The sequence below is a fragment of the Mesorhizobium sp. WSM4815 genome (assembly GCF_055811575.1).
Genome location: NZ_JBVVQS010000099.1, coordinates 13,936 through 40,590, shown reverse-complemented (window position 1 = coordinate 40,590; position 26,655 = coordinate 13,936). Strand labels below are relative to the sequence as shown.

General features: G+C 62.6%; 25 protein-coding genes. 12 read left to right on the top strand and 13 right to left on the bottom strand.

Features of this window, described 5'->3' with window-relative positions:
* Positions 1–176: 176 nt before the first annotated feature.
* The 3 genes from lysA to argH form a co-directional block, all read right to left on the bottom strand.
* Complete coding sequence (gene lysA / locus AC0L2B_RS23330; protein ID WP_473746983.1) at positions 177–1,445, bottom strand: diaminopimelate decarboxylase; 1,269 nt, start codon at positions 1,443–1,445, stop codon at positions 177–179.
* 52 nt (positions 1,446–1,497) lie between these two features.
* A complete protein-coding gene (locus AC0L2B_RS23325) occupies positions 1,498–1,704 on the bottom strand; it encodes a hypothetical protein (RefSeq protein ID WP_473746982.1) in 207 nt (68 codons plus the stop codon).
* Positions 1,705–1,771: 67 nt separating this feature from the next.
* The gene (argH, locus tag AC0L2B_RS23320) at positions 1,772–3,172 is read right to left on the bottom strand and encodes an argininosuccinate lyase (RefSeq protein WP_473746981.1); all 1,401 of its coding nucleotides are present in this window, start codon (positions 3,170–3,172) and stop codon (positions 1,772–1,774) included.
* A gap of 34 nt (positions 3,173–3,206) precedes the next feature.
* Here argH and tlpA point away from each other — a divergent pair, with 34 nt between their 5' ends.
* The 5 genes from tlpA to AC0L2B_RS23295 all read left to right on the top strand — a co-directional run bounded on the left by tlpA (position 3,207) and on the right by AC0L2B_RS23295 (position 8,336).
* Positions 3,207–3,893, top strand: coding sequence for a thiol:disulfide interchange protein TlpA (gene tlpA, locus AC0L2B_RS23315; RefSeq protein ID WP_473746980.1), 687 nt, complete (start codon positions 3,207–3,209; stop codon positions 3,891–3,893).
* 232 nt (positions 3,894–4,125) lie between these two features.
* A complete protein-coding gene (gene ugpB, locus AC0L2B_RS23310; RefSeq protein WP_128168716.1) occupies positions 4,126–5,436 on the top strand; it encodes a sn-glycerol-3-phosphate ABC transporter substrate-binding protein UgpB in 1,311 nt (436 codons plus the stop codon).
* An 83-nt stretch (positions 5,437–5,519) separates the two neighbouring features.
* Positions 5,520–6,404, top strand: coding sequence for a sn-glycerol-3-phosphate ABC transporter permease UgpA (gene ugpA / locus AC0L2B_RS23305; protein WP_236369059.1), 885 nt, complete (start codon positions 5,520–5,522; stop codon positions 6,402–6,404).
* Between the two features lie 8 nt (positions 6,405–6,412).
* Positions 6,413–7,261: a sn-glycerol-3-phosphate ABC transporter permease UgpE gene (gene ugpE, locus AC0L2B_RS23300; RefSeq protein ID WP_023797226.1), complete on the top strand. Its 849-nt coding sequence runs from the start codon at positions 6,413–6,415 to the stop codon at positions 7,259–7,261.
* 7 nt (positions 7,262–7,268) lie between these two features.
* Positions 7,269–8,336, top strand: a complete 1,068-nt coding sequence (locus tag AC0L2B_RS23295; RefSeq protein ID WP_473746977.1) for a sn-glycerol-3-phosphate import ATP-binding protein UgpC — start codon at positions 7,269–7,271, stop codon at positions 8,334–8,336.
* A gap of 39 nt (positions 8,337–8,375) precedes the next feature.
* On the opposite strand, the gene AC0L2B_RS23290 is transcribed toward AC0L2B_RS23295, so the two are convergent.
* The 3 genes from AC0L2B_RS23290 to AC0L2B_RS23280 all read right to left on the bottom strand — a co-directional run bounded on the left by AC0L2B_RS23290 (position 8,376) and on the right by AC0L2B_RS23280 (position 12,224).
* A complete protein-coding gene (locus AC0L2B_RS23290; RefSeq protein WP_091593054.1) occupies positions 8,376–9,458 on the bottom strand; it encodes an ABC transporter ATP-binding protein in 1,083 nt (360 codons plus the stop codon).
* Entirely contained in the window at positions 9,455–11,041 is a 1,587-nt protein-coding gene (locus tag AC0L2B_RS23285; protein ID WP_473746976.1) for an ABC transporter permease, read from the bottom strand. Before AC0L2B_RS23285 ends, AC0L2B_RS23290 begins: the two co-directional genes overlap by 4 nt.
* Before the next feature lie 175 nt (positions 11,042–11,216).
* On the bottom strand, positions 11,217–12,224 hold the full coding sequence (locus AC0L2B_RS23280) for an iron ABC transporter substrate-binding protein (protein ID WP_473746974.1): 1,008 nt from the start codon (positions 12,222–12,224) through the stop codon (positions 11,217–11,219).
* A 206-nt stretch (positions 12,225–12,430) separates the two neighbouring features.
* Between AC0L2B_RS23280 and AC0L2B_RS23275 the strand changes: the two genes are divergently transcribed.
* The 7 genes from AC0L2B_RS23275 to AC0L2B_RS23245 all read left to right on the top strand — a co-directional run bounded on the left by AC0L2B_RS23275 (position 12,431) and on the right by AC0L2B_RS23245 (position 20,772).
* Entirely contained in the window at positions 12,431–12,997 is a 567-nt protein-coding gene (locus AC0L2B_RS23275; protein WP_473512159.1) for a sigma-70 family RNA polymerase sigma factor, read from the top strand.
* Between the two features lies 1 nt (position 12,998).
* Positions 12,999–13,637, top strand: a complete 639-nt coding sequence (locus AC0L2B_RS23270) for an NrsF family protein (RefSeq protein WP_473746973.1) — start codon at positions 12,999–13,001, stop codon at positions 13,635–13,637.
* A 194-nt stretch (positions 13,638–13,831) separates the two neighbouring features.
* Positions 13,832–16,927 (top strand): ATP-binding protein, encoded by a 3,096-nt coding sequence (locus tag AC0L2B_RS23265; protein WP_473746972.1) that lies wholly within the window; start codon positions 13,832–13,834, stop codon positions 16,925–16,927.
* A complete protein-coding gene (locus tag AC0L2B_RS23260) occupies positions 16,927–18,075 on the top strand; it encodes a YcaO-like family protein (protein ID WP_473746971.1) in 1,149 nt (382 codons plus the stop codon). The genes AC0L2B_RS23265 and AC0L2B_RS23260 overlap by 1 nt, the downstream gene beginning before the upstream one ends.
* Before the next feature lie 5 nt (positions 18,076–18,080).
* Complete coding sequence (locus tag AC0L2B_RS23255; RefSeq protein ID WP_473746970.1) at positions 18,081–18,806, top strand: TfuA-like protein; 726 nt, start codon at positions 18,081–18,083, stop codon at positions 18,804–18,806.
* An 85-nt stretch (positions 18,807–18,891) separates the two neighbouring features.
* Entirely contained in the window at positions 18,892–20,073 is a 1,182-nt protein-coding gene (locus tag AC0L2B_RS23250; RefSeq protein ID WP_473746969.1) for a gluzincin family metallopeptidase, read from the top strand.
* A gap of 27 nt (positions 20,074–20,100) precedes the next feature.
* Entirely contained in the window at positions 20,101–20,772 is a 672-nt protein-coding gene (locus AC0L2B_RS23245; protein WP_473746968.1) for a hypothetical protein, read from the top strand.
* 277 nt (positions 20,773–21,049) lie between these two features.
* Here the strand turns inward: AC0L2B_RS23245 and AC0L2B_RS23240 are convergent, their stop codons facing one another.
* From AC0L2B_RS23240 to AC0L2B_RS23210, 7 genes are all read right to left on the bottom strand, one after another.
* Positions 21,050–21,928 (bottom strand): 3-hydroxybutyryl-CoA dehydrogenase, encoded by an 879-nt coding sequence (locus AC0L2B_RS23240; protein ID WP_023797239.1) that lies wholly within the window; start codon positions 21,926–21,928, stop codon positions 21,050–21,052.
* Positions 21,929–22,045: 117 nt separating this feature from the next.
* Positions 22,046–22,975: an electron transfer flavoprotein subunit alpha/FixB family protein gene (locus tag AC0L2B_RS23235; RefSeq protein ID WP_473746966.1), complete on the bottom strand. Its 930-nt coding sequence runs from the start codon at positions 22,973–22,975 to the stop codon at positions 22,046–22,048.
* A gap of 20 nt (positions 22,976–22,995) precedes the next feature.
* A complete protein-coding gene (locus AC0L2B_RS23230) occupies positions 22,996–23,745 on the bottom strand; it encodes an electron transfer flavoprotein subunit beta/FixA family protein (RefSeq protein WP_473746965.1) in 750 nt (249 codons plus the stop codon).
* Between the two features lie 350 nt (positions 23,746–24,095).
* Positions 24,096–24,899 carry a rhomboid family intramembrane serine protease gene (locus AC0L2B_RS23225; protein ID WP_473746964.1) on the bottom strand — a complete coding sequence of 268 codons (804 nt, stop codon included), beginning with the start codon at positions 24,897–24,899 and terminating at the stop codon, positions 24,096–24,098.
* Between the two features lie 25 nt (positions 24,900–24,924).
* The gene (locus AC0L2B_RS23220) at positions 24,925–25,506 is read right to left on the bottom strand and encodes a cob(I)yrinic acid a,c-diamide adenosyltransferase (RefSeq protein ID WP_473746963.1); all 582 of its coding nucleotides are present in this window, start codon (positions 25,504–25,506) and stop codon (positions 24,925–24,927) included.
* A gap of 28 nt (positions 25,507–25,534) precedes the next feature.
* The gene (locus AC0L2B_RS23215; RefSeq protein ID WP_023797244.1) at positions 25,535–25,726 is read right to left on the bottom strand and encodes a twin transmembrane helix small protein; all 192 of its coding nucleotides are present in this window, start codon (positions 25,724–25,726) and stop codon (positions 25,535–25,537) included.
* Positions 25,727–25,750: 24 nt separating this feature from the next.
* Positions 25,751–26,617, bottom strand: coding sequence for an SDR family oxidoreductase (locus tag AC0L2B_RS23210; protein ID WP_473746962.1), 867 nt, complete (start codon positions 26,615–26,617; stop codon positions 25,751–25,753).
* Between the last annotated feature and the right edge of the window lie 38 nt (positions 26,618–26,655).

Here is a 26,655-nt window from a genome sequence, read left to right as displayed (position 1 = left end):
GCGCCGCATGACCGCTGCCGCTCCGGTCGTGGAGGGTGCTTTCGACCCTGCCATGTCGATTGGACGCGTTCGCCATTTTCCTCGAGACGCGTTCGCATCCCGCCCTCGCAAATCGTCGCGCCGCCAAAGAAGCCGAAATTGAACTTGACGCCGTCCCTGCGGGTCGCGCGCCGCAATTACGCAAGCCAATCGGGCAGCGAATCCAGGCCGATCAGCTCGTCATAGGTCTGGCGCCGGCGCACGACATGGAAACGGTCGCCGTCGACCAGCACTTCAGGCACCAACAGGCGGGTGTTGTAGGTGCCGGCCTGCACCGCGCCATAGGCGCCGGCGGTGGCGACGGCGATCAGGTCGCCGGCCTTCAGCCGCGGCAGGTCGCGGTCGAGGCCGAGATAATCGCCGGTCTCGCAGACCGGGCCGACCACGTCGACCGTCATGCGCGGCGCCGCGGCCGGCTGCTGCACCACCGGCTTGATGTCATGGAAGGCATCATAGAGCGTCGGCCGGATCAGATCGTTCATCGCGGCGTCGACGACCAGGAAATTCTTGGCGTCGCCCTCCTTCACGAAGATCACCTGGGAGACCAGGATGCCGGCATTGCCGACGATAAGCCGGCCCGGCTCGAACATCACCTTCAGCCCGAGCTTGGCGACGTGCTTCTTGACGATCTGAGCATAAGCGTCCGGCAGGGGAGGCGGGCTGTTGTCGACGCGGTAGGGAATGCCGAGGCCGCCGCCGAGGTCGATATGCTCGATGGCGTGCCCGTCGGCGCGCAGCACGCCGACCAACTCCACCAGCAGCGCAAAGGCGTCGTCGAAGGGCTGCAACTCGGTGATCTGGCTGCCGATATGAGTGTCGATGCCGGTGACCTTGATGCCAGGCAGCTCAGCTGCGCGGGCATAGACCTTTCGCGCCTTCTGCCAGGGAATGCCGAACTTGTTCTCGGCCCTGCCGGTGGAGATCTTCTTGTGGGTCTTGGCGTCGACATCCGGATTGATGCGCAGCGAGATCGGCGCCACCTTGCCCAGCGCCGCGGCGCGGGCTGACAGCAATTCCAGTTCCGGCTCGGATTCGACGTTGAAGCACAAAATGCCGGCCGAGAGTGCAAGGTCCATTTCGCGCGCGGTCTTGCCGACGCCGGAAAACAGGATCTTGTTGGCCGGAATGCCGGCGGCCAGCGCGCGGCGCAGTTCGCCTTCCGAGACCACGTCGGCGCCGGCACCGAGTTTTGCCAAGATTTTTAGCACAGCCTGGTTGGAATTCGACTTCATGGCGTAGCAGACCAGCGCGTCGAGCCCGGCAAAGGCCTGCGCAAACACGCGGAAATGCCTGGTCAGCGTCGCCGTCGAATAGCAATAGAACGGCGTGCCGATGCTTGCGGCGATTTCTGATATCGCCACGTCCTCGGCATGCAGCACGCCGTCGCGGTAGTCGAAATGGTTCACGAGAGTGGTTCCGGAAGTTGGAGCACGACGAGATCGGCCGATCTCATCGGCTCTAGATCAACGGATCGAGAATGAACTTCTTGTCCTCGACGGGTTTTTCCGGATCCGGCGGCACGGGCTGCTCGGCCTTTTGTGCGTCCTTGCGCGCCTGCACGGCCGCCTCATAGGGCGTATCGAGCCCGGCTTTCCTGCCGCAGGCCGTTACGGTTGTCAGCGCCGCCAGCAGCGTCAGCGTCACCAAAATCCTGCTTGCGGTCATCGATCCATCCGTCCGAAACTTTTGCCCGCCGCTTTTAGCCGAGTTTTGCTGGCATTGCACCCCGGCATCACGCCTTGGCGATGTGCTTTTTCCAGTAGCGAATCTGCCTCCTCACTTCCGATGGCGCGGTGCCGCCGAAGCTCGTGCGGCTCTTCACCGAGTTTTGCACGGCAAGCACCGAAAACACGTCCGCCGTGATGCCGGGGTGAATGGACTGCAAGTCTTCCAGCGGCAGCCTGTCGAGCCCGATCTTCCTTGCTTCGGCCAGCGCTACGGCGCGGCCGGTGACGTGGTGCGCCTCGCGGAACGGCAGACCGAGGCTGCGCACCAGCCAGTCGGCGAGATCGGTCGCGGTCGCATAGCCTGACCCGGCGGCCTTCTTCATGGCGGCGGCATTCACCGTCATGTCGCGCACCATGCCGGTCATCGCCGCCAGCATCAGGTCGAGCGTCTCGGCGGCGTCGAACACGGACTCCTTGTCTTCCTGCATGTCCTTGCCGTAGGTCAGCGGCATGCCCTTCATCACAGTCAGCAGGCCGACCAGATGGCCGGTGACGCGGCCGGTCTTGCCGCGCACCAGCTCGGCGGCGTCGGGGTTCTTCTTCTGCGGCATGATAGAGGAGCCGGTGGAGAATGAGTCCGACAGCCTGACGAAGCCGAATTGCGGCGTCGACCAGATGATGATTTCTTCGGCCAGCCGCGACAGATGCGTCGCGCAGATCGCCGCCAGCCCCAAAAACTCGAGCGCGAAATCGCGGTCCGAAACGCTGTCGAGGGAATTGCGCATCGGCTCACGGAAGCCGAGCGCCCTGGCCGTCTGGTGCCGGTCGATCGGAAAGCTGGTGCCGGCAAGCGCGGCCGCACCGAGCGGGCTTTCGTCCATCCGTTCGATAGCGTCGCGAACACGCGACAGGTCGCGCGAGAACATCTCGACATAGGCCATGCAGTGATGGCCGAAGGTTACCGGCTGAGCCGCCTGCATGTGGGTGAAGCCCGGCATCACCGTTGCCGCATGCTCCTCGGCCCGCTCCAGGAACGCCATGATCAGGCCCTTCAGCGCCTCGGCGACGCGAAAGCACTCGTCCTTGACCCATAGCCTGAGATCGACCGCCACCTGGTCGTTGCGCGAACGGGCGGTATGCAGGCGGCCGGCAGCCGGGCCGATCAGCTCGGCAAGGCGGGCCTCGACATTCATGTGGATGTCTTCCAGCCTGGTCGAGAACTCGAACGTGCCGGCTTCGATCTCTGCCAGGATCGTGTTCAGCCCGTGAGCGATTTTTTCTTGATCGGCCGCCGAAATAATGCCGGTTTGCGCCAGCATCTCGCTGTGGGCGATCGAGCCTCTGATATCCTGCGCGTAGAGTTTGCGGTCGAACGAGATCGACGCGTTGATCGCTTCCATGATCGCGGCCGGACCCGAGGCAAAACGTCCGCCCCACATCTGGTTGCTGGCCTTCTTGTCGCTCATCGCTATAACCCGTGCTCCGGAGCAGTTTTAAAAAATGGCAGACGGCAATCGATTTTTCCCGGCCCCGCGCCTCATCCTCGCCGCTTTGGTGGCAGGCGTGCTGGCCGGCGCGGTCGCGGTATATGTCAGCGAAAGCGGTTCTGGCAACAACGCCCCCGCTCAAGTCGCGGTTGGCGACAGCAAGGACGATGTCGCCTGCGCCGCCAAGGCCGACCGCGCCAAGACGGTCGCAGCGGCTGCCACCGGCCAGGTTGCAGCACTTTTGCCGGCCGATCCGCCGCAATCGCTGAACGGCCTTGCCTTCAACAGCCCCGACGGCAAGCCGATGACGCTCGCCGACCATGCCGGCAAGACGGTGCTGCTCAATCTGTGGGCGACATGGTGCGCGCCCTGCCGCGCCGAAATGCCGGCGCTCGACGCGCTGCAGAACGAAATGGGCAGCGATGCCTTCGAGGTCGTCGCGGTCAATGTCGATGCCGGCGACGACAGCAAGCCGAAGAAGTTCCTCGAGGAGACCGGCGTCAAGGCGCTCGGCTACTACCGCGATTCGACGATGGCGCTGTTCAACGATCTCAAGACACGCGGCCTGGCGCTCGGCCTGCCGGTCACCATGCTCATCGACGGTGAAGGCTGCCTGATTGCCCACATGAACGGCCCGGCAGAATGGTCGAGCCCCGACGCCAGGCGGCTGGTCGAGACGGCGCTCGGCAAGTCGGACTAATGCATGTTGCGCAAAGTGCGACGCGCTTTTAGGCGCCGGCGATTATTGCCGGTTTGTTCGTAAGCCGGCTTGGCAATTCCTTTCCGCCGGCTCCTATTCGGAAGCGTGCGCTACTTTAAGTGGAAATCAAGTTCATCGGCCTGCAACAAAACCGTTGTCCAATTGTCACGGGCGGCACATATTGGCTTTTGCGAGAGTGCCCCTTTCGCCAATGACAAACGGGAGATGAAACATGAAGTTCTTCGGCTTCGCGGCCGGTGTTGCCGCCACCTTGACCCTGCTTTCCACCACCTCCGCCTTCGCCGTCACGCAGATCAGCTGGTGGCACGCCATGACCGGCGCCAACGCCGAGGTCGTCGGCAAGATCTCCAAGGATTTCAACGCCAGCCAGAGCGACTATGAACTGGTTCCGGTGTTCAAGGGCACCTATCCGGAGACGCTGAACGCCGGCATCGCCGCTTTCCGCGCTGGCCAGGCGCCCGACATCCTCCAGGTGTTCGACGTCGGCACCGGCGTGATGATGGCGGCCGAGGGTGCGATCAAGCCGGTGGCCGAGGTGATGACCGGTGCCGGGATGACCTTCGACAAGAGCCAGTATCTGCCCGGCATCGTCGGCTATTATTCGAAGCCGGACGGCACCATGCTGTCCTTCCCCTACAATTCCTCCTCGCCGATCCTTTACTACAACAAGGACATCTTCCAGAAGGCTGGCCTTGACGTGAACAACCCGCCGAAGACCTGGAACGAGGTGTGGGAAGCTGCCAAGAAGATCAAGACGAGCGGCGCCGCCCCTTGTGGCTATACCTCGACCTGGCTGACCTGGATCCACCTGGAGAATTTCGCGGCGTGGAATGATGTGTCGTGGGCGACCCAGCAGAACGGTCTGGCCGGCGGTGATGTCGAACTCAAGATCAACGCGCCGATTTTCGTCAACCACTTCCAGGCGCTTGCAGACCTCGCCAAGGACGGCACATTCAAATATGGCGGGCGTACCTCTGAAGCCAAGCAGATCTTCCTCGCCGGCGAATGCGGCATCTTCACCGAATCGTCGGGCGGCCTCGGCGACATCGTCAAGTCCGGCATGAACTATGGCATCGGCCAGCTTCCCTACGACAGCGACGCCAAGGGCGCACCGCAGAACACCACGCCGGGCGGCGCCAGCCTGTGGGTGTTCGGCGCCAAGTCGGACGAGCAATACAAGGGCGTTGCGGCATTCTTCGCCTACCTGTCCAAGACCGATGTGCAGGAATATCTGCACCAGAAGTCGGGATACCTGCCGGTGACGCTCGCTGCCTACGAGGCGACCAAGAAATCGGGCTTCTATGACAAGAACCCCGGCCGTGAGACACCCATCCTGCAGATGACGGGCAAGGCGCCGACCGACAACTCGAAGGGGGTGCGCCTGCCGAACCTGCCGCAAGTGCGCGATATCCAGAACGAGGAGTTCGAGAAGATGCTGGCCGGCCAGCAAACCGCTCAGCAGGCGCTCGACAACGCGGTCGCGCGCGGCAACGCCGCAATCAAGGAAGCGCTGGAGAACTGACGAGATTATCTCGGTTGGTGTCGGTTTGAATATCGCCCACGCGAGCTCGCGTGGGCGTCCCCGAGGTAGCGAAGGAAATCAGCCTGTCTCCACGCGTCGTCTTTCCCAACAAGATCCTGCCCTACCTGCTGGTGGCGCCACAACTCGCCATAACACTAGTTTTCTTCTACTGGCCGGCCGGTCAGGCGCTTTACCAGTCGATGCTCAGACAGGATCCGTTCGGGCTGAGGACCAGGTTCGTCTGGTTTGCCAATTTCCGCAAGGTGCTGGCCGATCCGGCCTACCTCAACTCGATCCAGGTCACCGTGGTGTTCTCGCTTGCGACCGCGATCGTCGCGATGTGCGTGGCCCTTTTGCTTGCGGTCATGGCCGAGAAGGCGGTGCGCGGCAAAGGCCTCTACCGCACGCTGTTGATATGGCCTTATGCCGTGGCGCCGGCGATTGCCGGCATGCTGTGGCTTTTTCTGTTCAATCCTTCGATCGGCTCGTTGGCGTATTTGCTGAGAAGCCTCGGCATCGCATGGGATCCGCTGCTCAACGGAACCCACGCCATGATCCTGCTGGTGTCGGCGGCTGCCTGGAAGCAGATCAGCTACAATTTCCTGTTCTTCGTAGCCGGTCTGCAGGCAGTGCCGAAAACGCTGATCGAAGCGGCGGCCATGGACGGCGCCGGCGAGACCAAGCGCTTCTGGACCATCGTCTTCCCGCTGCTCGCGCCGACCACCTTTTTCCTGCTGGTCGTCAACACCGTCTATGCCCTGTTCGACACGTTCGGCATCGTTCATGCCGTCACCGGCGGCGGGCCGGGCAAGGCGACCGAAACCCTGGTCTACAAGGTCTACAATGACGGCTTCGTCAATCTGATCCTGGGCGACTCGGCGGCGCAGTCGGTCATCCTGATGGCGATCGTCATTGCGCTCACCGCTATCCAGTTCCGCTACGTGGAACGCAAAGTCCACTACGGCTGAGGGCAGCGATGATCGGCCAGTCCCCGCTCCGCACCTTCATCGCCCATGCCGTGCTTATCCTCGGCATATTGATCGTGGCTTTCCCGATCTACTACACGTTCGTTGCCTCGACACACACGTTGCAAACCATCCTCAGGCCGCCGCTGCCGCTCTTGCCCGGCGGCCAGCTCTGGAACAACTACAGCGAGGCGCTGTTCGGCGGCATTGGCCGCATCGGCGGTGTCAGCGTCGGCCAACTGCTCCTCAACACCACGATCATGGCGCTCGGCGTTGCGGTGGGAAAGATCTGCATCTCGATCCTGTCGGCCTACGCGATCGTTTTCTTCCGCTTTCCCCTGCGCATGACCTTCTTCTGGCTGATCTTCATCACCTTGATGCTTCCCGTCGAGGTGCGCATCCTGCCGACCTATAAGGTGATGGTCGATCTCGGCATGATCGACACCTATGCCGGCCTGATCATCCCGCTGATCGCCTCGGCCACCGCGACGCTGCTGTTCCGCCAGTTCTTCATGACCATACCGGGCGAATTGGTCGAGGCGGCGCGCGTCGACGGCGCCGGGCCATGGCGCTTCTTCTTCGATATCCTGTTGCCATTGTCGCGCACCAACATCGCGGCGCTGTTCGTCATCCTCTTCATCTATGGCTGGACGCAGTATCTTTGGCCGCTGCTGGTCACCAACAGCAACGACATGAACACCATCGTCATCGCGTTGAGAAAGATGGTTTCCTTTGCCGATGCCGATACCGAATGGCACCTGGTCATGGTCACCGCGATGCTGGCCATCGTGCCGCCGATCCTGGTGGTGGTGCTGATGCAACGCTGGTTCGTGCGCGGCCTGGTCGAATCCGAAAAGTGAGAAGCTGATGGCGACCGTCGATCTGAAGGATGTGAAGAAGGTCTATCCGAGCGGCGTCGAAGCCGTGAAGGGCGTCTCCATCGCCATTCCCGACAAGGAGCTTTGCGTGCTGGTCGGCCCCTCCGGCTGCGGCAAGTCCACGCTGCTGAGGATGATCGCCGGTTTGGAGACCATTTCCGCCGGTACGGTCGCCATCGACGGCAAGGTGGTCAACGCCATCGGACCGACCGAGCGCGACATCGCCATGGTGTTCCAGAACTACGCGCTTTACCCGCATATGAAAGTCTATGACAACATGGCCTATGGCCTGCGCAATCGCGGCACGCCGAAGGACGAGATCGACAGCAGGGTGCGTTCGACCGCCAAGGTGCTGGAGCTTTCGGCGCTGCTCGACCGGCGGCCGCGCGAGCTTTCCGGCGGTCAACGCCAGCGTGTCGCCATGGGCCGCGCCATCGTGCGCAATCCGAAAGTCTTCCTGTTCGACGAGCCGCTCAGCAATCTCGATGCCAAATTGCGCGGGCAGATGCGGGTCGAGATCAAGAACTTGCAGCGTACGCTCGGCGTCACCTCGGTCTATGTCACTCACGACCAGCTCGAGGCGATGACGCTGGCCGACATCCTTGTTGTCATGAACGCCGGGCTGGTCGAGCAAACGGGCGCGCCGCTCGACATCTACGAAAAGCCGGCGTCGATCTTCGTCGCTTCCTTCATCGGCGCGCCGCCGATGAACCTCCTGGCGCTGACCGGAAGTTCCTCAGGCCCGATACTGGCTGACGGCACCGCGATCGGCTTTGCGGCTCCCGGAACACAAGCCGTGACGCTGGGGTTTCGCCCTGAAGATGCCGACGTCGCCTTCGATGCGGAGGCGCTGCCCGGTGCGCTCGTCCTGCCGGCGACAGTCGAAGCGGTCGAGCCGGTCGGGGCCGAAAGCTTTCTTCACTGCGCCGCAGCCGGCAGCCGTATCATCGTGCGCGTCTCAGGGCGCGCCACCGCAGCGCCCGGCGACCAGTTGCGTGTCGTGGCCATTGCCGAAAAGCTGCACTGGTTCGATCAGGCCGGCAAGCGGGTCGATTGAAGCCGGCCTGTCGGCCTGATCGGCGCGCTACCCGAGCGTTCAGGCAAACACATGCGCCTTGCCCGACACCGTCAGCCGGACGATCTCGCCAACCGTCGGTGTGTCCATGCCCGGCTTGCGCAGGACCAGTGGCGTGTTGCCGATCGCGGCTGCGTCCGGCGGATCGGGACTGTTCAAGAGCCGCACCGCGATGGTGCACATCGAGCCGGCGAATTCGGACTCCGTGACTTCGCCGAACAGCATGTCCGGCGTGCCCGACATGCCTTCGCGCGATGTCCGTTTCAAAAGCACCTGTTCCGGCCGCAGCATGATGCGGACGAGATCGCGCCGCTCGGTGCTGTCGACGGCGATGCGGCCGAGCGGCGAGCTGGCGAAGCCGTCCGCGATCCTGGCCGGCAGGATGATGGCGTCGCCGAGGAATTCGGCGACCATCCGGTCCTTCGGCTTGAGATAAAGCTCGCGCGGCGTGCCGACCTGCGAGAATTTGCCGTCGCGCATCACCGCGACCTGGCTGGCAAAGGACAGCGCCTCGGCCTGGTCGTGCGTGACCAGGATCGTGGTGATGCCGGCGGCCTCCAGAAGCTCGGCCACCGCCTTGCGCATCGAGGCGCGCAGGCCGGTGTCGAGCGCCGAGAACGGTTCGTCGAGTAGCATCAGCCGCGGCTTCATGGCCATGGCGCGGGCCAGCGCCACACGCTGCTGCTGGCCGCCTGAGAGCTCGTGCGGCCGCCGCTTCAGGATCGCCTTGTCGAGCCCGACGATATAGGCGAGTTCGGCGATACGCTCGCTGCGCTTGTCCTGGTGATGCCGCATGCCGAAACCGATATTGGCGGCGATGCTCAGATGCGGGAACAGGGCGCCGTCCTGCGCCACCACGCCGATGCCGCGCCGATATGCCGGCACGGCAGCGCCGCCATTGGCCAGCACCTCGCCGTCGAGCACGATGCGACCCTGGTCCGGCGCCTCAAAACCGGCGATCAACCGCAGCAGGGTCGTCTTGCCGCAGCCGGACGGCCCGACGATCGCCGTGCGGCTGCCGCTGGCCACGCTGAGGTCGACGCCGGCCAGTGCGGCCACCGGGCCGTAGTGCTTGTGCACATCGGTGAGTTCGAGGAAGCTCATCGCCCGGCCATCCGCTTCGACTGGACGTAGAGCAGCCAGGTCAGCGGCAGCGACATCGCCACCATGATGAGCGCGTAAGGTGCGGCGGACGCATAGTCGATCTCGCCGCTGTGGGCCCAGAACGCCATCGCCAGCGTGCGGGTGCCGTTGGGCGCCAGCATCTGCGTGGCGGTCAATTCGTTCATGATGCCGAGCGCCACCAGCGCCATGCCCGCCGCGGCACCCGGCGCCGACAGGCGGATCGTCGTCGACCACAGCGCCCTGAGCGGTGGCCGGCCGAGACTGGCGGCGGCGCGTTCGAGCTCGACCGGCGCCTGCGCGATCGACGCCCGCAGGCTGATCAGGGCGCGCGGCAGGAACATCAGCGCATAGGCTACGAGGATCGTGAACAGGGTCTGATAGAGCGGCAGGGCGATGCGCACCGTGATGGTGACCAGCGCCAGCGCCACGACGACGCCGGGGAGCGATCCGACGATGTAGTTGCAGCCCTCCAGGAGGCGCTGCAGCGGCCCCGGTGCCCGGATCGAAATCCACGCCATCGGCATGGCGGCGATAGTGGCAAGCAGGGCGCCGGCGAGCGCCAGGAACAGGGTCTGGCCGAGCGCCAGGCCGATCTCATCGAGGCGCCAGACATCGGCGCCGCCGGCCACAAGCCAGCGGCCGATGGTGACGAACGGCACGCCGAGTGCCAGCAGCGTGGTGACGACCGGCAGCAGCAGGCAGGGGATGGTGGCGCGGCCGAGCCTTGTGCGTTGCTGCTGCCGCGCGGCGCCCGGGCCGACGCGGGCATAGCGCTCCTCGCCGCGCACCAGCACTTCGATCCCGAGCAGCACGAAACAGCATGTCACCAGCACCGCAGCCAGCATGTTGGCGGCGGGGCCGTTGAAGGTCGACTGGAACTGGTCGACGATCGCCGTGGTGAAGGTATCGAAGCGGATGAACACGTAGAGGCCGTACTCGGCCAGGAGATGCAGGCCGACCAGCAGCGAGCCGCCGCAAACGGCGAGCCTGAGCTGCGGCAGCACGACCCGCCGGAACACGCGCCATGGCCCGAGGCCGACGGCTGCCGCGGCGTCTTCGAGAGCAGGATCGAGCCGGCGCAAGGCTGCCGCCACCGGCAGATAGAGGAACGGGAAATAGGCGACGACGGAAACCAGGACGCCGGCCCACAGCCCGTGCAGTCCCGGCACCAGGGTAATCCAGGCGTAGCTGTGGACGAAGGCGGGGATGGCGAGCGGCGCCACCGACAGCCAGGCCCACAGCCGGGCACCGGGAAGGCTGCTGCGTTCGGTCAGCCAGGCCAGCGCCACCGAGAGCACGATGCAGATCGGTACCGCCAGCACCACCAAAAGCAGGGTGTTGACCAGCAGCTCGCCGACGCGCGGCCGGAAGACCAGTGCCGATACGGTGTCCCAGCCAGTCTGCACGGCAATCCAGATGATGAAGGCGAGCGGCAGCAGCGAGAACAGTGAGACCAGGATGGCGGCGAGCGAAATCCAGGATATCGGCCGCCGGCGCCTCCAATGCACAGCCACCATGCCGGTCGGCAAGCCTGAACGTGCAAGGTCGGCCGCAGGCAGCATCAGCTCAGACGCCGAGCCGTTGCCGCCCGCTGGCGGAAACGATCGCAGAGCCGCAAACACGGCCAAAAACGCAGCTTGTCGTCATGGACGAATGCCACCTCGAAAAACAGAGCGCTCCTGCGGAAGCGAATTCCCGCAGGAGCGCAGTCGGCTGCCGTTTTAGGACGAACGCGAACTAAAGCAAGCCGGCTGCCGTCATCATGTCGGTCACCTTCCTGGAGTTCAGCGTCGTCGCGTCGACCTTCGGCGCCTGCAGATCGGCCAGCGGCACCAGCGCCGGATTGGACTCCGCACCCTTGCCAACCGCGTATTCAAAGGAATTGCCGGTCTTCAGCACGTCCTGACCACTCTTGCCGGTCACCCATTTCAGGAAGGCTTGGGCTTCCTTTGGGTGCTTGCTGGAGGCCAGCACGCCCCCGCCGGAAACCGAGACGAAGGCGCCCGGGTCCTGGTTCTTGAAATAGTGCAGCCCGACGTTGCTGCTGTTCTCGCCGGTCTTGGCCTGGTCGCCGTAGTAATAATAGTGATAGATCACGCCGCCATCGACCTCGCCGGCATTGACCGCCTTCATCACCGTGCTGTTGCCTTTGTAGGCGGTGAAGTTCGCCTTCATCGCCTTCAGCCAGTCGGCCGTTGCGGCCTCACCCCTAAGCTGCAAAAGCGCGCTGACGATCGCCTGGAAATCGGCGCCGGACGGCGAAGCCGCCCAGCGTCCCTTCCAGCTCGGATCGGCGAGCTCAAGCAGCGACTTGGGCAACTGCTCGGCGGTCAGCCTGGTCTTGTTGTAAGCAAAGACGGTGCTGCGCGCGGCGATGCCCATCCACTTGCCGCTGGCCGGCTGGTACTCCTTGGGAATCTGCGCCAGCGTGTCGGCGTCGACTGGCGCGAACAGGCCGGCTGATTCTACCAGCACCATCGCGGGCGAGTTTTCCGTCAGGAACACGTCGGCCGGCGAGGCGGCGCCTTCGGCAACGATCTGGTTGGAAAAATCGCTGTCGCCGCCGTGGCGAACGGTGACCTTGATGCCGGTTTCCTTGGTGAAACCTTCCACCCAGGCATTGGTCAGGCTCTCATGCTGGGCATTGTAGACGACGATGCCGCTGTCCTGGGCCATAACCGGGCTGGCGACCAGGCTGATCGCAAGTGCTGTGGCTCCGGCAAGGACGGAAAGAGCATGTTTCATGGCCGTCATCCCGCTTGATCTCGATGGTCTTTGATTAGCATGGCTGCACTATCAATTCCTGATCGGTGTAGTCAAGATTGGTGAGCTGCGTAATCGGGCGCCGGAGGTGAAACCTTCGTGATATTCCTTACTTTGGCTTGGACATTATTTCGCCGGCCACGTAACAAATCAGCGCCGAGGTGCGAATTATCGGGGAGTGAACTCTTGTGACCGGCAAGGACGAGGCCGAGCTTTCCCGGCTGATGCGGGCCGCGATCGCCGGAGATGAAAGGGCCTACGCCGACTTTCTGCGCCGGACGGCTGCCCTCGTTCGCGGCTTCATCAGGCGCAAGATCGTTCAGGGCGGGGTCGATCCCGAGGATGTCGTGCAGGAAACCTTGCTGGCCATTCATGTGAAGCGGCATACCTGGCGCCAGGATTTACCTGTGCTGCCCTGGGTCTACGCCATAGCGCGCTTCAAGCTGATCGACGCCTTTCGACGGCGCGGGCGGCGCATCGAGATCGAGATCGACGAGATCGCCGAGACCTTCGCCGAACCGGAGGCCGAAACGGTCAGCGAGCGCGACATCAATCGGGCCCTGGACGGCCTGCCGCCGGCGCAGCGTTCGGTGGTTTCGTCGGTGTCGGTCGAAGGCCGTTCCATCGGCGAGACGGCAGTGAGGTTCGGCATCAGCGAGACGGCGGTGCGCGTGTCGTTGCATCGCGGTCTCGCAGCCATCGCCAAACGGTTCGGGGCCAGAGGGTTCGGGGCCAGAGGGTTCAGGCGGGAATGACATGAGGACCGACGATCTCATCAAGGCGCTCGACGCCGATGCCCGCAGCACGGCGATGCCGCTTGGCGCGGCCTGGTGGATAGGCGCAGGTGCGGCTACGCTGATCGCGGCGGTCATGTTCTGGCTGGCGGTCGGCCCACGCACCGACATCGCCACCGCCATGTATACGACGCGTTTCGTTGCCAAGTTTGTGTTCACGATGGCTCTGGCGGCCAGCGCCTTCGCCTTGATCCGCGCCCTGTCGACGCCCGGTGCAGCAACGGGCAGGGCGGCGGCCTGGATGATTGCCGCACCACTGCTGGTGGCCGTGGCGGTCGGTCTGGAACTCCTTTCGGTGCCTGCGGCCGACTGGGGCAGGCGGCTGGTCGGCAGCAACATGCTTATCTGCCTGACCTTCATTCCGCTGATCGGCATCGGTCCGCTTGCCGTCTTCCTGGCGGTGCTGCGCTATGGCGCCCCGACGCGGCCGGTGCTTGCCGGAGCCGTGGCGGGCCTGCTCGCCGGCGGGCTGGCGGCAACCTTCTATGCCGCACACTGCTTCGACGATTCGCCGCTTTTCGTCGCCACCTGGTACACGATCGCGATTGCCATCCTCGCCGCGCTCGGAGCGCTCGGCGGGCGGCTTTTCGTGCGCTGGTAGACCGTCGCTACCGGAGACGCCCTTGACCCGAATGCGACACGGACACGTCAGATTCTGAATCGCCACTCTGTAATTTGTGCTCTGTCATACTTTTGATAGTATGCCCTGTCAGCGAAGGTGACAGATCGTATACGAGCCGAGTTGATGTTCCGAAGGCGGGGACTGGCTCGCGCCTTCCGATCGGCAGGTGGTTGATGGACGACGGCGTCGAGACCCGTCACGAGCGGCGCGTACTAACCGCCCTCTGCTATGATCTCGTAGACTCCACCGAGTTGCTCGGCCTGCTCGGCATCGAAGATTTTGAGGAACTTATCTTGGCGTTTCAAATGGCCGCCAGGGAAGCGATCGTATCGTGTTCCGGAACCGTGAGGGTCGAGGTCGGCGACGGCGGTGTCGCTGTGTTCCCAGTCGATCTGGGTGCGAAGGATGCGGCGTCGCTGGCGATCAGCGCCGGACTTGAGATCGTCACTGCGTGCAAGCTTCTTGCCGCGGAGAAAGGGAGGAGCGACCTGCATGTAAGGGTCGGCGTGGCGACCTCGATGACGCTAATCCTGAAGGGCGACACCGCTATAGCGCAGGACACGGTAACCGGCCCTGCATTTGCGCTGGCAGCAAGGCTGCAGGCAATCGCCCGGCCAGATACCGTCGTCGTGTGCAACGAGACGCGCAATCTGACACGGCGCTCACATGTATTTAGCTTCTGCGGTTCTCACGTCATCAAAGGCTTCGCGCAAGCCGAGCAGGTCTGGCAGGCGCTGAGCCACAAGCGGGGGGTAGACCGTTTCTTCGCGTTCGGACGCCTCACCAGCCCGTTGATCGACCGCACGGGTGAGGCCGAACTGATACATGAATGTTGGAATGAAGCCGTCTCGGGACGTGGCCAGGTCATCGTGATCGAGGGCGAAGCCGGCATTGGCAAGTCGCGCATCCTGCACGAAGCGCGCCGGCGAGCGCGCTTCCAACGCAACAGGTTGCTCCTCTTTCAATGTATGCCAGGCGACTCGCGTTCGACGCTGTATCCACTGCGGCAGGCGATGCTGGGCAATTTCGACGACGGAGAGCGTGCACTCACCCGTGCACTTGTAACCGAGTTGTTCGCCGCACATGGCGTTCACGACGGCGAAGTCGTCGACATCTTTTCTTTTCTGCTCGGCGTGGAAGGCGCGAGGTCCGGTTTCCATGAGATGGATCCGGAAGCGATCCGGGAGAAGGCCGGTTGGGCTGCGCGCCATGCGTTACAAGCAACGTGCGCCAGTGGCCCAGTGATCTTGATCGTTGAAGATATTCACTGGATCGACCTGACATCGAAGCAACTGCTGGGTGAACTTGCAAAGCTGGTTCCCAGTTGCCCCGTCCTCTTGATCGCAACGACGAGGCCGGGATCTGGCGACTGGCTGGATGAAAAAAGCAAGCATGTCCTGCTCGCTCCCCTTGAGCATGCCGACACCTTGCAGGCAATCGCAACGATGTGGCCTCAAGGCAAGCGAGCGCCTGCGCCTGAGCTGATAGAGTTGGTCGAGCGCGTCACCGGCGGTGTACCTCTGTTCATCGAGGAGGTTTGCCAATGGATGGCGGAGAATACCGCTAGTGGTACGGAGCAGCTGCCACAGGGCGTTTCGCTCGGCCGCGCGGCGGTGTTGGAAACAGTGTTAGATGCCCGGCTGGAGCCTCTCGGCCGCGCCCGCGAGGTGGCGCGCGCGGCCGCCGTCGCCGGCAACAGATTCAGCCTGGACTTGCTGTCGGAGCTCTTGCCGGAATTTGACCTGGGCACAATCTCTGCGGCGCTCGATGCCCTGGCCGAGGCCGGCTTCGTACGCGTCAGGCACGCATCGGCAACAGTGTACGCGTTTCGGCACGCGCTAATTCAAGAGACGATCTATAACGGAACACTGCGGAAACGGCGGCAGACTCTGCATCAGCGTCTTTACGCGGTGGCTAGCGGCAACCGCAGCCTCGTTGGCTGGCTAACAACAGCAGCCCTTGCCGATCATGCCGAGCGAGGAGGCCTGCTGGACGAAGCGATCGGCGAGTTTGTCAATGCCGGCATGGAAAGCTCGTCCCGCTCGGCCGCGGCTGAAGCAAGGCAGCTGCTCGAGCATGCCATTGCGCTTTGCGGGCGGGTTTCTGACCATGACAAGCGGGATGCGCTGCGGCTCTCGGCGATGGTGGCGCTCGGGCCGATACTGACCGCCGTCGAAGGGCCAAATTCCGAGCACGCCCGCAGGCTCTATGACGACGGCGTAAAGATCGCACGGCGTCGGCCGATAGCGGAGCGCGCCAAGTGGTTCCCGATCTATTGGGGTTGGTGGTTCACTGGTTCGGTCGTTGATGGCGAGCGAGCGCAGGCCGTCGTCAGTGATCTAAAGGAGGTTAGCGACCCCGAGATTCAGCTTCAGGCTAGGCACTGCTTGTGGGCAGTCGATTTCAATCGCGGAGACCATGGTGGATGCATAGCCGCGATCGATGCTGGATTGCCGCTCTATGACGTGGGCCAGGGGCACACGAATGCCACGCGTTTTGGGGGGCACGACGCGCGCGTGTGCGGCTTGGCGCATCGGGCACTGTCGCTGTGGTTCTCGGGACGTGCAACGAGCGCTCTCCGCTCCATGTCGGAGGCCCGCCGCTGGGCGCAGCAGACTGGCCATGTCAGCAGCATCGCGCATGCCTGTATCAACGACGCGATGCTGAGTTGCTATCGCCGCGACTTCGCTTCGTTGCGTGACGTGATTGAGGATCTGCGACAACTGACCACGCTTCATCACCTGCCTTCGCTAGTTGTCTCGGCACAAATCTTCGACGGCTGGTGCGACGGCAACGCTGGCCAACTTGAGCGAGGCAAGGACAAGATGCGTGAGGGCCTCGGCCTGCATGGACAAGTGCAGACACCGGAGGACGAGCCCGTCTATTGCGGCATGCTGGCGGAACTTCTCGCGCGCTCGGGTGAGATCAGTCAGGCGCTTGCGCTGCTTCATTCGGCGGTGGCGCAGGCCGAGACGGGTGGCAGCCGATACTGGCTGGCGGAACTACACCGGCGAATTGCACAACTTCTCGTCCTTGACAGGGCGGCAGCCGGCCGGGCGGCAGCTGCCCTTGAGAAGAGCCTCAATACTGCAGCCGAGCAAAATGCCGTGCCCATCCTCATCGCGGCCTACGAGACGCTCAGCGCGTCAAATCTCTCGCCCGTACTGCTTCAGCGCTACAACGACCGTGTCGAAGCGGCAAGGAGGTTGGTTGAGCCCGGCGAACCGCTGATCGTGAACCCTGAGCCGGAACTGCGGGCCAGCCGATAGTGGAACAATATGAGCGCGTTGGTCCTCCGGCAGACGAAGCGCTGACCTATCTGATGTCGATGCGACAAGCGTTGGGCATCACCCGTATTGCGGACATTACCGGCCTGGACCGTGTCGGCATTCCGGTCGTGCAGGCAACGAGGCCGTTCTCGTTTTCAAATGCGGTCGCGCAGGGAAAGGGCGCAAGCCTAGCTTGCGCTGCGATATCGGCCATTTTGGAATCCGCTGAGAGCTTTTTCGCCGAGCGCATCGAACATCTTGATGCAGCTTACGCTTCGGCCAAGTTACTCGAGATACCCTACGAGCGATTTGAGACGTGGCTGCGAAAGCCCGCACCTGCGGATTGGCGCGGCCGAGAAATCGCTTGGGTAGAGGCGGAGAACCTGCTGGGCGGCGGCCGCGACTTCGTTCCGCTGGAATTGGTGCACACGGCCTATCTCGTACCGCCCAGCCCCTATGATGGAATTTTCACGCCAACGACAACCGGACTGGCGGCCGCGCTTGATGAAACAGACGCTATCACACACGGTATATTGGAATGCGTCGAACGCGATGCGATCGCCCGCGCTCTCAAGACGCATGGATTTCTGCAACACCAGCGAATCGATCCAGCGACCATCGATGACGCAAGGGTCTTGGCTCTATTGGATGAACTTGCACGAAAGGACATGATCGTCGGCCTTTGGCTTGCACCGTCGCCTGTCGGCCTGCCTGTCATTTGGTGCCATCTGATGGAGAGCAATCCTCGCGAGACGGCATTGCTCCATCTGCCAGCCGATGGCTCGGCCGCTGCATTCGATCTGGCGGCAGCTGCCGTGCAAGCGATCCATGAGGCGGCGCAGGCGCGGCTTGCGGCGATCTCGGGTGCGCGCGATGACGTGACCCGGGCGTCTTATCCGAAATATCCCGACTGGCAGCTTATCGAGGCGCACCGCCAGCTGATTACCGGCGGCCGCAAGGACGTGAGCTTCGCCCGCCAGCCTGCCTATCGAGCGGCTGGCGGGCAGACCTTGCGTGGCAGCCTTCTCGCAAGACTGGCAGAAAGCGGAATCAGCGCCGTGTATCTGATCCGCCTCAACACCAGCCCTTGGAACCGACTGTCGGCCGTCAGGATAGTTATCCCCCACTTGTACCCTTTGGTGGGGTGACCGGGATGCGACCTCGGCTCGTTTTCACCGGCCCCACGCTATCGCATCCAGAGGCACAGCAGGTGGCCGACGTGATCTGCCTGGCGCCAGCGGCGCAAGGCTCGATCATAGCCGCGGTGCAGCGTTATGACCCGGCTGCAATTGTCATCATAGACGGCACTTTCCAGGCTGAGCCGGCAGTGAGGCACAAGGAGATACTGTGGGCGATCAGCCAGGCCATCCCGGTGATTGGTGCTGGAAGCATGGGAGCCTTGCGAGCCGCCGAGCTTTACCCATACATGCACGGCGTTGGCCTTATCTATCGATGGTACCGCCGCTTTGCTTTCCTGCCTGATGACGCAGTGGCAGTGCTGCACGGGCCGAAGGAGGTGAATTTTTCGCCGCTGACGCACGCTTTGGTTGATTTGCGAATGACCGTCCGCGCCGCCTGGAGGCGGAACCTGATCTCCACCGATTTGTCAGGAAAGCTTGAGAATGCGGCCCGGAACCTCAATTTTCGGGAACGTACGCTGTCGCGAATGGTCCGCGAGGCACTACCGGAAGCCGGTGACCATGATATCGAAGCCTGCCGGCAAATTCTCGCAGGAGCTGTCGTTCAGCAAAAGAAACGCGACGCACTGTCAGCTCTGCAACTTATACGTGAAAACGCATTGGTGCCGGCGGAATTGAAGAATTTCAGAATGACGATCGCGTTCGTCCAAGATTTGGAGGACGCCGGCTTGGCAACCTGACGACAGGGCTGCCGGTGATACTTGGTGCAATTTACGAAGTACAGGCCTCGTGCTAGTGTCGTAGACTATGAGAGGGGCTGCGCAGTTGAACGCGCTTGATGACGCCGGTCGGGCGGGGATGTCGGCCGGAACACGCTTCCTGCTATACCCACAAGCGCCTCACCTTTCTGGGTACGAGAAACCCGAGGCGGTCTGGATTTCAACATCGCCCGGTTTGATCCATCCGGGCCCGGAGGATCATCGCATATACGTGCGTGATCCCGTGCTGGACAAGCAGCCGTACGAGTATCCCTACCTGCCGCCCTTCGTTGGCGCGTATTTCCCACCAGCCGAACCCGGATTTGACGGTCATTTCGACCACCTCTCTCTTCAGTCGCGCCAGTTCCTGGCAGCGCATGCGTTTGCGGCTGCGAGCCGGGTGCTGGACATCTGGGAAAGCTATCTGGGCAAGCCGATTGTCTGGTACTTCGCCGAAACATACGAGCGGCTTGAGATCATTCCCTGGCTTGACTGGGAGAATGCGCAATCTGGGTATGGCTATCTGGAGCTTGGCCGCGAGCGTGGAGCCGACGGGCGCGGCCATCCGTACGCCCTCAACTTCGACGTGATCGCGCATGAAGTGGGTCACTCCATACTCTTTTCTCTCTTCGGAGTGCCCACGGAAGGCCTGCAGGACGGCGACTTCGGGCCGTTCCACGAAGCCAGCGCCGATCTCATTTCGCTGCTTTCGTTCCTGCATTTCGACAGCGGGATGGATCGATTGTTACGGCACAGCCAGGCAAACCTGCTCGTCCTCAACGAGCTCAACCGCATCGCCGAGCTGACGGGCGACCGCCAAATCCGCCTTGCCAGCAACTCGCGCAAGATGCCCGAAGTGACCGAAGAGATTCATGACAGGTCTCGCCCATTCACGGGAGCGGTGTTCGATACCCTGGTCGATCTCTACCACGCCGGCCTGGTGCGACAGGGTCTGGCCGACGAGCGCCTGCTTCGCTTCGAAATCAGGCAGGTTGGCGAAGCCGACATGCGGCAGATCTCCAACTTCACGGGCGATGCATTCCGGGCCCGTCCGTTCCTTTTCAAGACCGAGCTAATCAAGGCGCGCGACGATGTCGCGCTGGCGCTCGCGCGCGCGTGGACGCGCCTCGATGCCGATCATCTCACATTCGCAGCCGCAGCCTCCACCATCATCGAAGTGTCCGACCGCATCCGCCCGGCAATAGCGGTAAGCTTCGAGGAGAACTTCAGGTGGCGAGAAATTTTATGAATCAACAGCTGATAGAGGAGCAAGGAAATGAGTGCCGACTGTCATAAGCCTACATTGACTTTCCCAGAGGGTGCGTACAACGCGACTCAAGTCAGACTCTATGGCATCAGACAGCGAAGTTTCGTCCTTAGCGTGGACACTCCGAAGAAAACAACGCGTGGAAAAATTGTAAACACCGTAGAAATGATAGACGACGACCCAAAGGCAAAACTAGCTGCTGCCGAAGTACAAAAGCTAAGAAAAGGGGGCGCAAAAGAAGAGGCTATATACAGAGCTATCTCTTATGAAGAAAGATTACACAGCGCGTTCCAATCTAGGATAGTCATAGATCTAAAGAAACCAGGACGATATGTTGATATTTGGGCTATATCTTACAATGATGATGAACCAATTTCCTGTGGAATTATAGTGGGGTATTCATACGAAGGTCAATGCTACGATCTTCCGAAGCCAAAGATTATGCTAATACCGGCAATTCCTGACATTATACCTGACGATGACTGCGGATATCACAATAAGCCAGATGACATGTACATGTTGTGGATCGTGGACAAGCTTGATGAGTGCGTCGAGTTCGAAATGAACCAGGGGTTCGTCGAACAGATCGTTCTCGAAGCCAATCTGCCGGGTAAGCGCTCGCCCACGATGTATGCTTCCCGGATGATGATGGGGCACCGCGGGGGGAGACTTGGCGACTGATCGACGCGAGTGCGCGCAAGACCGATCGCGCGTTGTGGTCGGCTAGCCCAAGCTCGGCTTGCAGGGCTGTCGTCCAAATCCAACCGGCCTAATGGCGATCATTCACCGCTGTAACTCAGCCTGCTGGACCGCTACTCCATCCGGCTTCGACGGTCCGCGAGCAACGGCAAGGATCGGGCCGAGATGCGGTTTTCGATCCGCGGCCAGGAAGCTGTCGACGGACAGCCACATGGTCTTCACTCAGCGCCACCGCGCGCGCGTTGGCTCGTATCGCCCGTCAGCGCGTCGGAACTGGATGCTCGCCGCGATAGTCGTAGAAGCCGCGTCCGGTCTTGCGGCCGAGCCAGCCGGCCTCGACATATTTCACCAGCAGCGGGCAGGGGCGGTATTTCGAATCCGACAGGCCGTCATGCAGCACCTGCATGATCGACAGGCAGGTGTCGAGGCCGATGAAATCGGCAAGCTGCAGCGGTCCCATCGGATGGTTGGCGCCGAGCCGCATGGCGGTGTCGATCGCGTCGACCGAGCCGACGCCTTCATAGAGCGTGTAGATCGCCTCGTTGATCATCGGCAGCAGGATGCGGTTGACGATGAAGGCTGGAAAATCCTCTGAGACGGTGATCGTCTTCTCGAGATGGTTCACATAGGCCTTTGCAGCTTCGAAGGTCTGGTCCTCGGTGGCAATGCCGCGCACCAGTTCGACCAGCTTCATGACCGGAACCGGATTCATGAAATGGATGCCGATGAAACGCTCCGGCCTGTCGGTCTGCGCGGCCAGACGCGTGATCGAGATCGATGAGGTGTTCGTCGCCAGGATGGCTTCCGGATTGAGCTGCGGGCAGAGCTGGGCGTAGATCTTGCGCTTGACCGTCTCGTCCTCGGTCGCTGCCTCGATCACCAGGTCGGCACCGGCAAGGTCGGCCATGGTCGGTGCTGACGAAATGCGCGCCATCGCCTCGTTGCGCAGCTTTTCCTCGAGCTTGCCGGAGCCGACCTGGCGGGCCATGTTGCCGCTGATCGTGGCGATGCCCTTTTCGATGCGCTCGGGCGAGATGTCGTAAACCAGCACCTTATAGCCCGCCAGCGCGGACACATGGGCGATGCCGCCGCCCATCTGGCCTGCCCCGATGATGCCGATCGTCTCGATTTTGTTCATTACACCGATCCCGTCAAATGGCCTTTGCGGCCTGCTTTTTGTGCGGTGCAAACTAAAAGGGCGGGGCGACTTCGTCTACCCCGCCCTTCACAATTTAATACGCTTTGGCAGAAGGCGTCAAAGCGCCTTTTGCAGTTCCGGCAGAATGACGAAAAGGTCGCCGACGAGGCCGTAGTCGGCGACCTGGAAGATCGGCGCCTCCTCGTCCTTGTTGATGGCGACGATGACCTTCGAATCCTTCATGCCGGCAAGATGCTGGATGGCGCCGGAGATGCCGACGGCGATGTAGAGATCGGGTGCGACCACCTTGCCGGTCTGGCCGACCTGCCAGTCGTTCGGCGCATAGCCGGCATCGACTGCGGCACGAGAGGCGCCGACGGCGGCGCCGAGCTTGTCGGCGATCGGCAGGATGACTTCCTGGAATTTTTCCGAGGAGCCCAGCGCGCGGCCGCCCGAGATGATGATCCTGGCCGAAGTCAGCTCCGGACGGTCGGTCTCGGAAAGCTTGTTCTCGACGAAGCTCGACAGGCCGGGATTGACTGCTGCCTGAACCGTCTCGACCGGGGCTGAACCGCCCTCGGGTGCAGCCTGGAAGGAGGCGGTGCGCACGGTGATCACCTTCTTGGCGTCGCTCGACTGCACCGTCTGGATGGCGTTGCCGGCATAGATCGGCCGCTTGAAGGTGTCGGACGAGACAATCTCGATGATCTCCGACACCTGCGCGACATCGAGCAGGGCCGCCACGCGCGGCGCGACATTCTTGCCCGCCGAAGTCGCCGGCGCGACGATCGTGTCATAGGCATCGGCCATGCCGACGACGAGCGCCGCCAGCGGTTCGGCGAGACGCTCGGTGAGCTCGTCGGCTTCGGCAAGCAGCACCTTGCTCACGCCCTTGAGCTTGGCGGCGGCGTCCGCTGCCGGCTTGGCGCCGTTGCCCGCGACCAGCACATGCACGTCGGAGCCGATCTGCAGTGCCGCCGAAAGCGCCTTGGCGGTCTGGTCGGAAAGCGTCGCATTGTCGTGTTCGGCAATCAGAAGAATTGTCATCTTTTTGTCCCTTCCCAGCCCTACAGCACGCCGGCTTCGTTCTTGAGCTTGTCGACCAGTTCGGCGACGCTCTTGACCTTGACGCCCGCCTTGCGACCGCCCGGCTCCTCGGTCTTGATCACCTTCAGCCGCGGCTTGACGTCGGCGCCGTAATCGGCGGGAGATTTCTCGTCGAGCGGCTTCTTCTTGGCCTTCATGATGTTGGGCAGCGAGGCATAGCGCGGCTGGTTGAGGCGAAGATCCGCGGTGACAATCGCCGGCATCTTCAGCGCCACCGTCTGCAGGCCGCCGTCGACCTCGCGCGTCACATTGGCCTTGTCACCATCGATGACGACCTTGGAAGCAAAAGTGCCTTGCGCCCAGCCGAGAAGTGCGGCCAGCATCTGGCCGGTCTGGTTCGAATCGTCGTCGATCGCCTGCTTGCCGAGAATGACGAGACCGGGCTTTTCCGCCTCGACCACGCCCTTCAGCACCTTGGCGACACCCAGCGGCTCGGTCTGCTCGTCGGTCTTGACCAGGATGGCGCGGTCGGCGCCCATGGCGAGCGCGGTGCGCAAGGTTTCCTGCGCCTGCTGCGGCCCGATCGAGACAACGATGATCTCCTCCGCCTTGCCGGCCTCCTTCAGCCGGATCGCCTCTTCGACCGCGATCTCGTCGAACGGGTTCATCGCCATCTTGACGTTGGCGAGTTCCACCGCCGAACCGTCAGCCTTCACACGAACCTTCACATTCGCATCCACAACCCGCTTCACGGGCACAAGGATCTTCATTTGCCTGTCACCTCTTTCACGATAGCCACCTCTTTCAAGATAGTCACCTTTTTCAAGATAATCGGCGCGCTATAGCAGTGTGCGCCTCTTCAGAGTTGTCGAAAGCCGACATTCCGGACGGAATTCTGGTCTCCGACCGTCTAAAGCGCGTCGCATTTGGCCGACCTCACGCGACGCGCTTCAGGTTGTGTGTTCCATGCATGCCGTTATCGCAAAACCGCTGCACAGTTTTCGCGACATGCATTGGTGTGGGAACGCTTCCGTAGTTGCGGCGACCCCGCACGTCAATATCCGGGGCGCGCCCAAATCATCCGCGCCGCACTCAAATCGGTTCAGTCCGGAAAATCGGGTCAGTCCGGACTGGAGGCGCTTGCCCGTCCCCAGCGCGGCGCCGGCTGCGCCGGCAGCGGCTCGCCTGGCGCCGGCTCTGCGGCAACAGGCATTTGGCCGGCGACCACCACTGCCTCTTCGTCCGCACCGGCAAGCAGCGGTACGGCACGGTTGCGCAAGACGAGCACCAGCACGGCCCCGGCGATGATGCCGCCGACATGGCAGGCCCAGGAAATCTGATCCTCGCCACCGGCGGCGAACATCACGATCTGGAACAGGATCCACAGGATGAGCGGGATGAAGGCCGGGATGCGCAGCGGAATGCGGGCGAAGGCCAGCACCCATACCTTTACCCTGGGATAGAGGATCAGATAGGCGGCGACCACGCCGGCAATGGCGCCTGAGGCGCCGATCAGCGGAACCTGCGAGTCCCACGCGATCAGGCCCTGGAAGAAGGCGCCGGCGATGGCGCAGAGCAGGTAGAAGGCGAGAAAGCGGATATGACCGAGCGCGTCCTCGACATTGTCGCCGAACACCCACAGGAACAGCATGTTGCCGCCGAGGTGGAAAATATCGGCATGCAGGAAGGAATAGGTGACGTAGCTCAGGCTCTCCGGGATGACGACAAACTGCGGAGCCAGTTCGGCGCTGTCGTGGACGACTGACGGGATGAAGCCGAGGCCCAGAACAGCGGCATTGGTGAACTGCTCGCCGCCAAGCGCGGTGGCGAAGTAGGTGAGCGTATTGAACGCGATCAGGCCGATCGTGACATATTGCTGCTTGATGTGGCGCAGCCGGTTGGTGTCATAAAGCGGGATGAACATCGGACCCCCTCCCGCCTTGGCAGATTCAGCGGTTCTTGCCGGGAATCCATAGCACGTCGGCGTTTCCATTGTCATTGACCGCGCGTGCGGCGACGAACAGAAAGTCCGATACGCGGTTGATGTATCTTATCGCCTCGCGGTTGACATGCTCGCCTGGGTTTTGCGTCAAAGCCACCATGATGCGCTCGGCCCGCCGCGCCACCGTGCGGGCAAGGTGAAGGGCCGCCGCCGCCGGCGTGCCGCCGTTGAGCACGAAGGATTTGAGCGGCTGCAAATCCTTGTTGAGCAGGTCGATGTCCTTTTCGACGCGGTCGGTCTGCACAGCGGTGATGCGCAGCGGCGCATAGCCGAGCGGCTTGCCGTCGTCCGGCACCGCCAGATCGGCGCCGAGGTCGAAAAGGTCGTTCTGGATGCGGCCGAGCATAGCGTCGATCGCCGGATATGTTGCTGCGGTGTGGATGCGGGCCATGCCGATGCAGGCATTGGCTTCGTCGATCGTGCCATAGGCGTCGATGCGCAGATCGGATTTCAGCCGCCGCTCACCGGTGCCGAGGCCGGTGGTGCCGTCGTCGCCGGTACGGGTGTAGATCTTGTTGAGCTTGACCACGCTCTGCCTCCCGAAATCGCCACCCGCGTCACTTGCGGGTGAAATACACCGCCAGCATGATCAGCACCAATGCCACGAACTGCAGCAGCACGCGCGTCTGCATCAGCTTGTTGGAGGTCATGCCGGAGCCGCCGCGCATCATATTGATGAGGCCGCGGATCAGCACGATCACCACGGCGACCATGACGAGAACAGCGAGGATGTTGAAGACGGTTGCCATAGTGTGTTTTCCAGTCGATTGCGTTCAGGCGCGTTTGGCAAGCAGGCGGTAGAGCATTGATGCCGGCAGGATGCGTTTGAGGATAACGCCGATCCTGGCCGGCACCGTTACCACATAATGCGGACGCGGGCGCCGCGACAGAAGCGCATGGCGCAAGGCCGCATGAACCACCTCCGGCCCGGGCTTCAGCCGTGACGTGCTGCCGCCGGCCTGCAGCCGTTGCAGCTGCGCCTCGTAAGCGAGGCGGTGCACGGAATTCTCGCGGTCGATATTCCTGAGAAACCACACAAGGCCGTTGCTGGCGATCTTCGATGTCACTGGCCCCGGCTCGATCAGCGAGACATGGATGCCGCTGCCCTGGAGTTCCTGATGCATGCACAGCATCAGCCCTTCGATCGCGTGCTTCGACGCCGAATAGGCGCCGCGAAAGGGCAGCGGCGCCAAGCCGAGGATCGAGGAGCAGTGGACAAGACGGCCATGGCCCTGGCGCCGCATCACCGGCACGACACGGCGGGTGAGGTCATGCCAGCCGAAGACATTCGCCTCGAATTGCTCCCTGAGCGCTGCGACCGGCAGATCCTCGACGGCGCCGGGCTGGGCGTAGGCGCCGTTGTTGAACAGGGCATCGACCCGGCCGCCGGTCCGCTCCAGCACCGACGCCACCAGCGTCTCGATGGATCCCGGTTCGCGATAATCCAGATAGAAAGCCTCGATGCCGTCGGCCTCGAGGGCGGCGATGTCCTCCGGCTTGCGTGCCGTCGCGAACACCCGCCAGCCTTCCGCCTTCAGCGCCCGGGTGCAATAGGCGCCTATCCCGGAAGAAGCTCCGGTGACGATGATGGTGCGCAACTCTTCTCCAGGAGGAAGCGTGCTTTGACCTAGGCTTGCCATTTGCCGCAATCCCTTCCCATATTCGCGGCGTCGAGACA

What these genes read in the sequence shown, in the direction of transcription:
- AC0L2B_RS23230 (WP_473746965.1), bottom strand. Translation starts at nt 23,745, where the DNA reads ATGAAGATCCTTGTGCCCGTGAAGCGGGTTGTGGATGCGAATGTGAAG.
- AC0L2B_RS23280 (WP_473746974.1), bottom strand. Translation starts at nt 12,224, where the DNA reads ATGAAACATGCTCTTTCCGTCCTTGCCGGAGCCACAGCACTTGCGATC.
- tlpA (WP_473746980.1), top strand. Translation starts at nt 3,207, where the DNA reads ATGGCAGACGGCAATCGATTTTTCCCGGCCCCGCGCCTCATCCTCGCC.
- argH (WP_473746981.1), bottom strand. Translation starts at nt 3,172, where the DNA reads ATGAGCGACAAGAAGGCCAGCAACCAGATGTGGGGCGGACGTTTTGCC.
- AC0L2B_RS23265 (WP_473746972.1), top strand. Translation starts at nt 13,832, where the DNA reads ATGGACGACGGCGTCGAGACCCGTCACGAGCGGCGCGTACTAACCGCC.
- AC0L2B_RS23245 (WP_473746968.1), top strand. Translation starts at nt 20,101, where the DNA reads ATGAGTGCCGACTGTCATAAGCCTACATTGACTTTCCCAGAGGGTGCG.
- AC0L2B_RS23285 (WP_473746976.1), bottom strand. Translation starts at nt 11,041, where the DNA reads ATGCTGCCTGCGGCCGACCTTGCACGTTCAGGCTTGCCGACCGGCATG.
- AC0L2B_RS23325 (WP_473746982.1), bottom strand. Translation starts at nt 1,704, where the DNA reads ATGACCGCAAGCAGGATTTTGGTGACGCTGACGCTGCTGGCGGCGCTG.
- AC0L2B_RS23290 (WP_091593054.1), bottom strand. Translation starts at nt 9,458, where the DNA reads ATGAGCTTCCTCGAACTCACCGATGTGCACAAGCACTACGGCCCGGTG.
- AC0L2B_RS23240 (WP_023797239.1), bottom strand. Translation starts at nt 21,928, where the DNA reads ATGAACAAAATCGAGACGATCGGCATCATCGGGGCAGGCCAGATGGGC.
- AC0L2B_RS23255 (WP_473746970.1), top strand. Translation starts at nt 18,081, where the DNA reads ATGCGACCTCGGCTCGTTTTCACCGGCCCCACGCTATCGCATCCAGAG.
- AC0L2B_RS23215 (WP_023797244.1), bottom strand. Translation starts at nt 25,726, where the DNA reads ATGGCAACCGTCTTCAACATCCTCGCTGTTCTCGTCATGGTCGCCGTG.
- ugpB (WP_128168716.1), top strand. Translation starts at nt 4,126, where the DNA reads ATGAAGTTCTTCGGCTTCGCGGCCGGTGTTGCCGCCACCTTGACCCTG.
- AC0L2B_RS23210 (WP_473746962.1), bottom strand. Translation starts at nt 26,617, where the DNA reads ATGGCAAGCCTAGGTCAAAGCACGCTTCCTCCTGGAGAAGAGTTGCGC.
- ugpE (WP_023797226.1), top strand. Translation starts at nt 6,413, where the DNA reads ATGATCGGCCAGTCCCCGCTCCGCACCTTCATCGCCCATGCCGTGCTT.
- AC0L2B_RS23295 (WP_473746977.1), top strand. Translation starts at nt 7,269, where the DNA reads ATGGCGACCGTCGATCTGAAGGATGTGAAGAAGGTCTATCCGAGCGGC.
- AC0L2B_RS23270 (WP_473746973.1), top strand. Translation starts at nt 12,999, where the DNA reads ATGAGGACCGACGATCTCATCAAGGCGCTCGACGCCGATGCCCGCAGC.
- AC0L2B_RS23235 (WP_473746966.1), bottom strand. Translation starts at nt 22,975, where the DNA reads ATGACAATTCTTCTGATTGCCGAACACGACAATGCGACGCTTTCCGAC.
- AC0L2B_RS23225 (WP_473746964.1), bottom strand. Translation starts at nt 24,899, where the DNA reads ATGTTCATCCCGCTTTATGACACCAACCGGCTGCGCCACATCAAGCAG.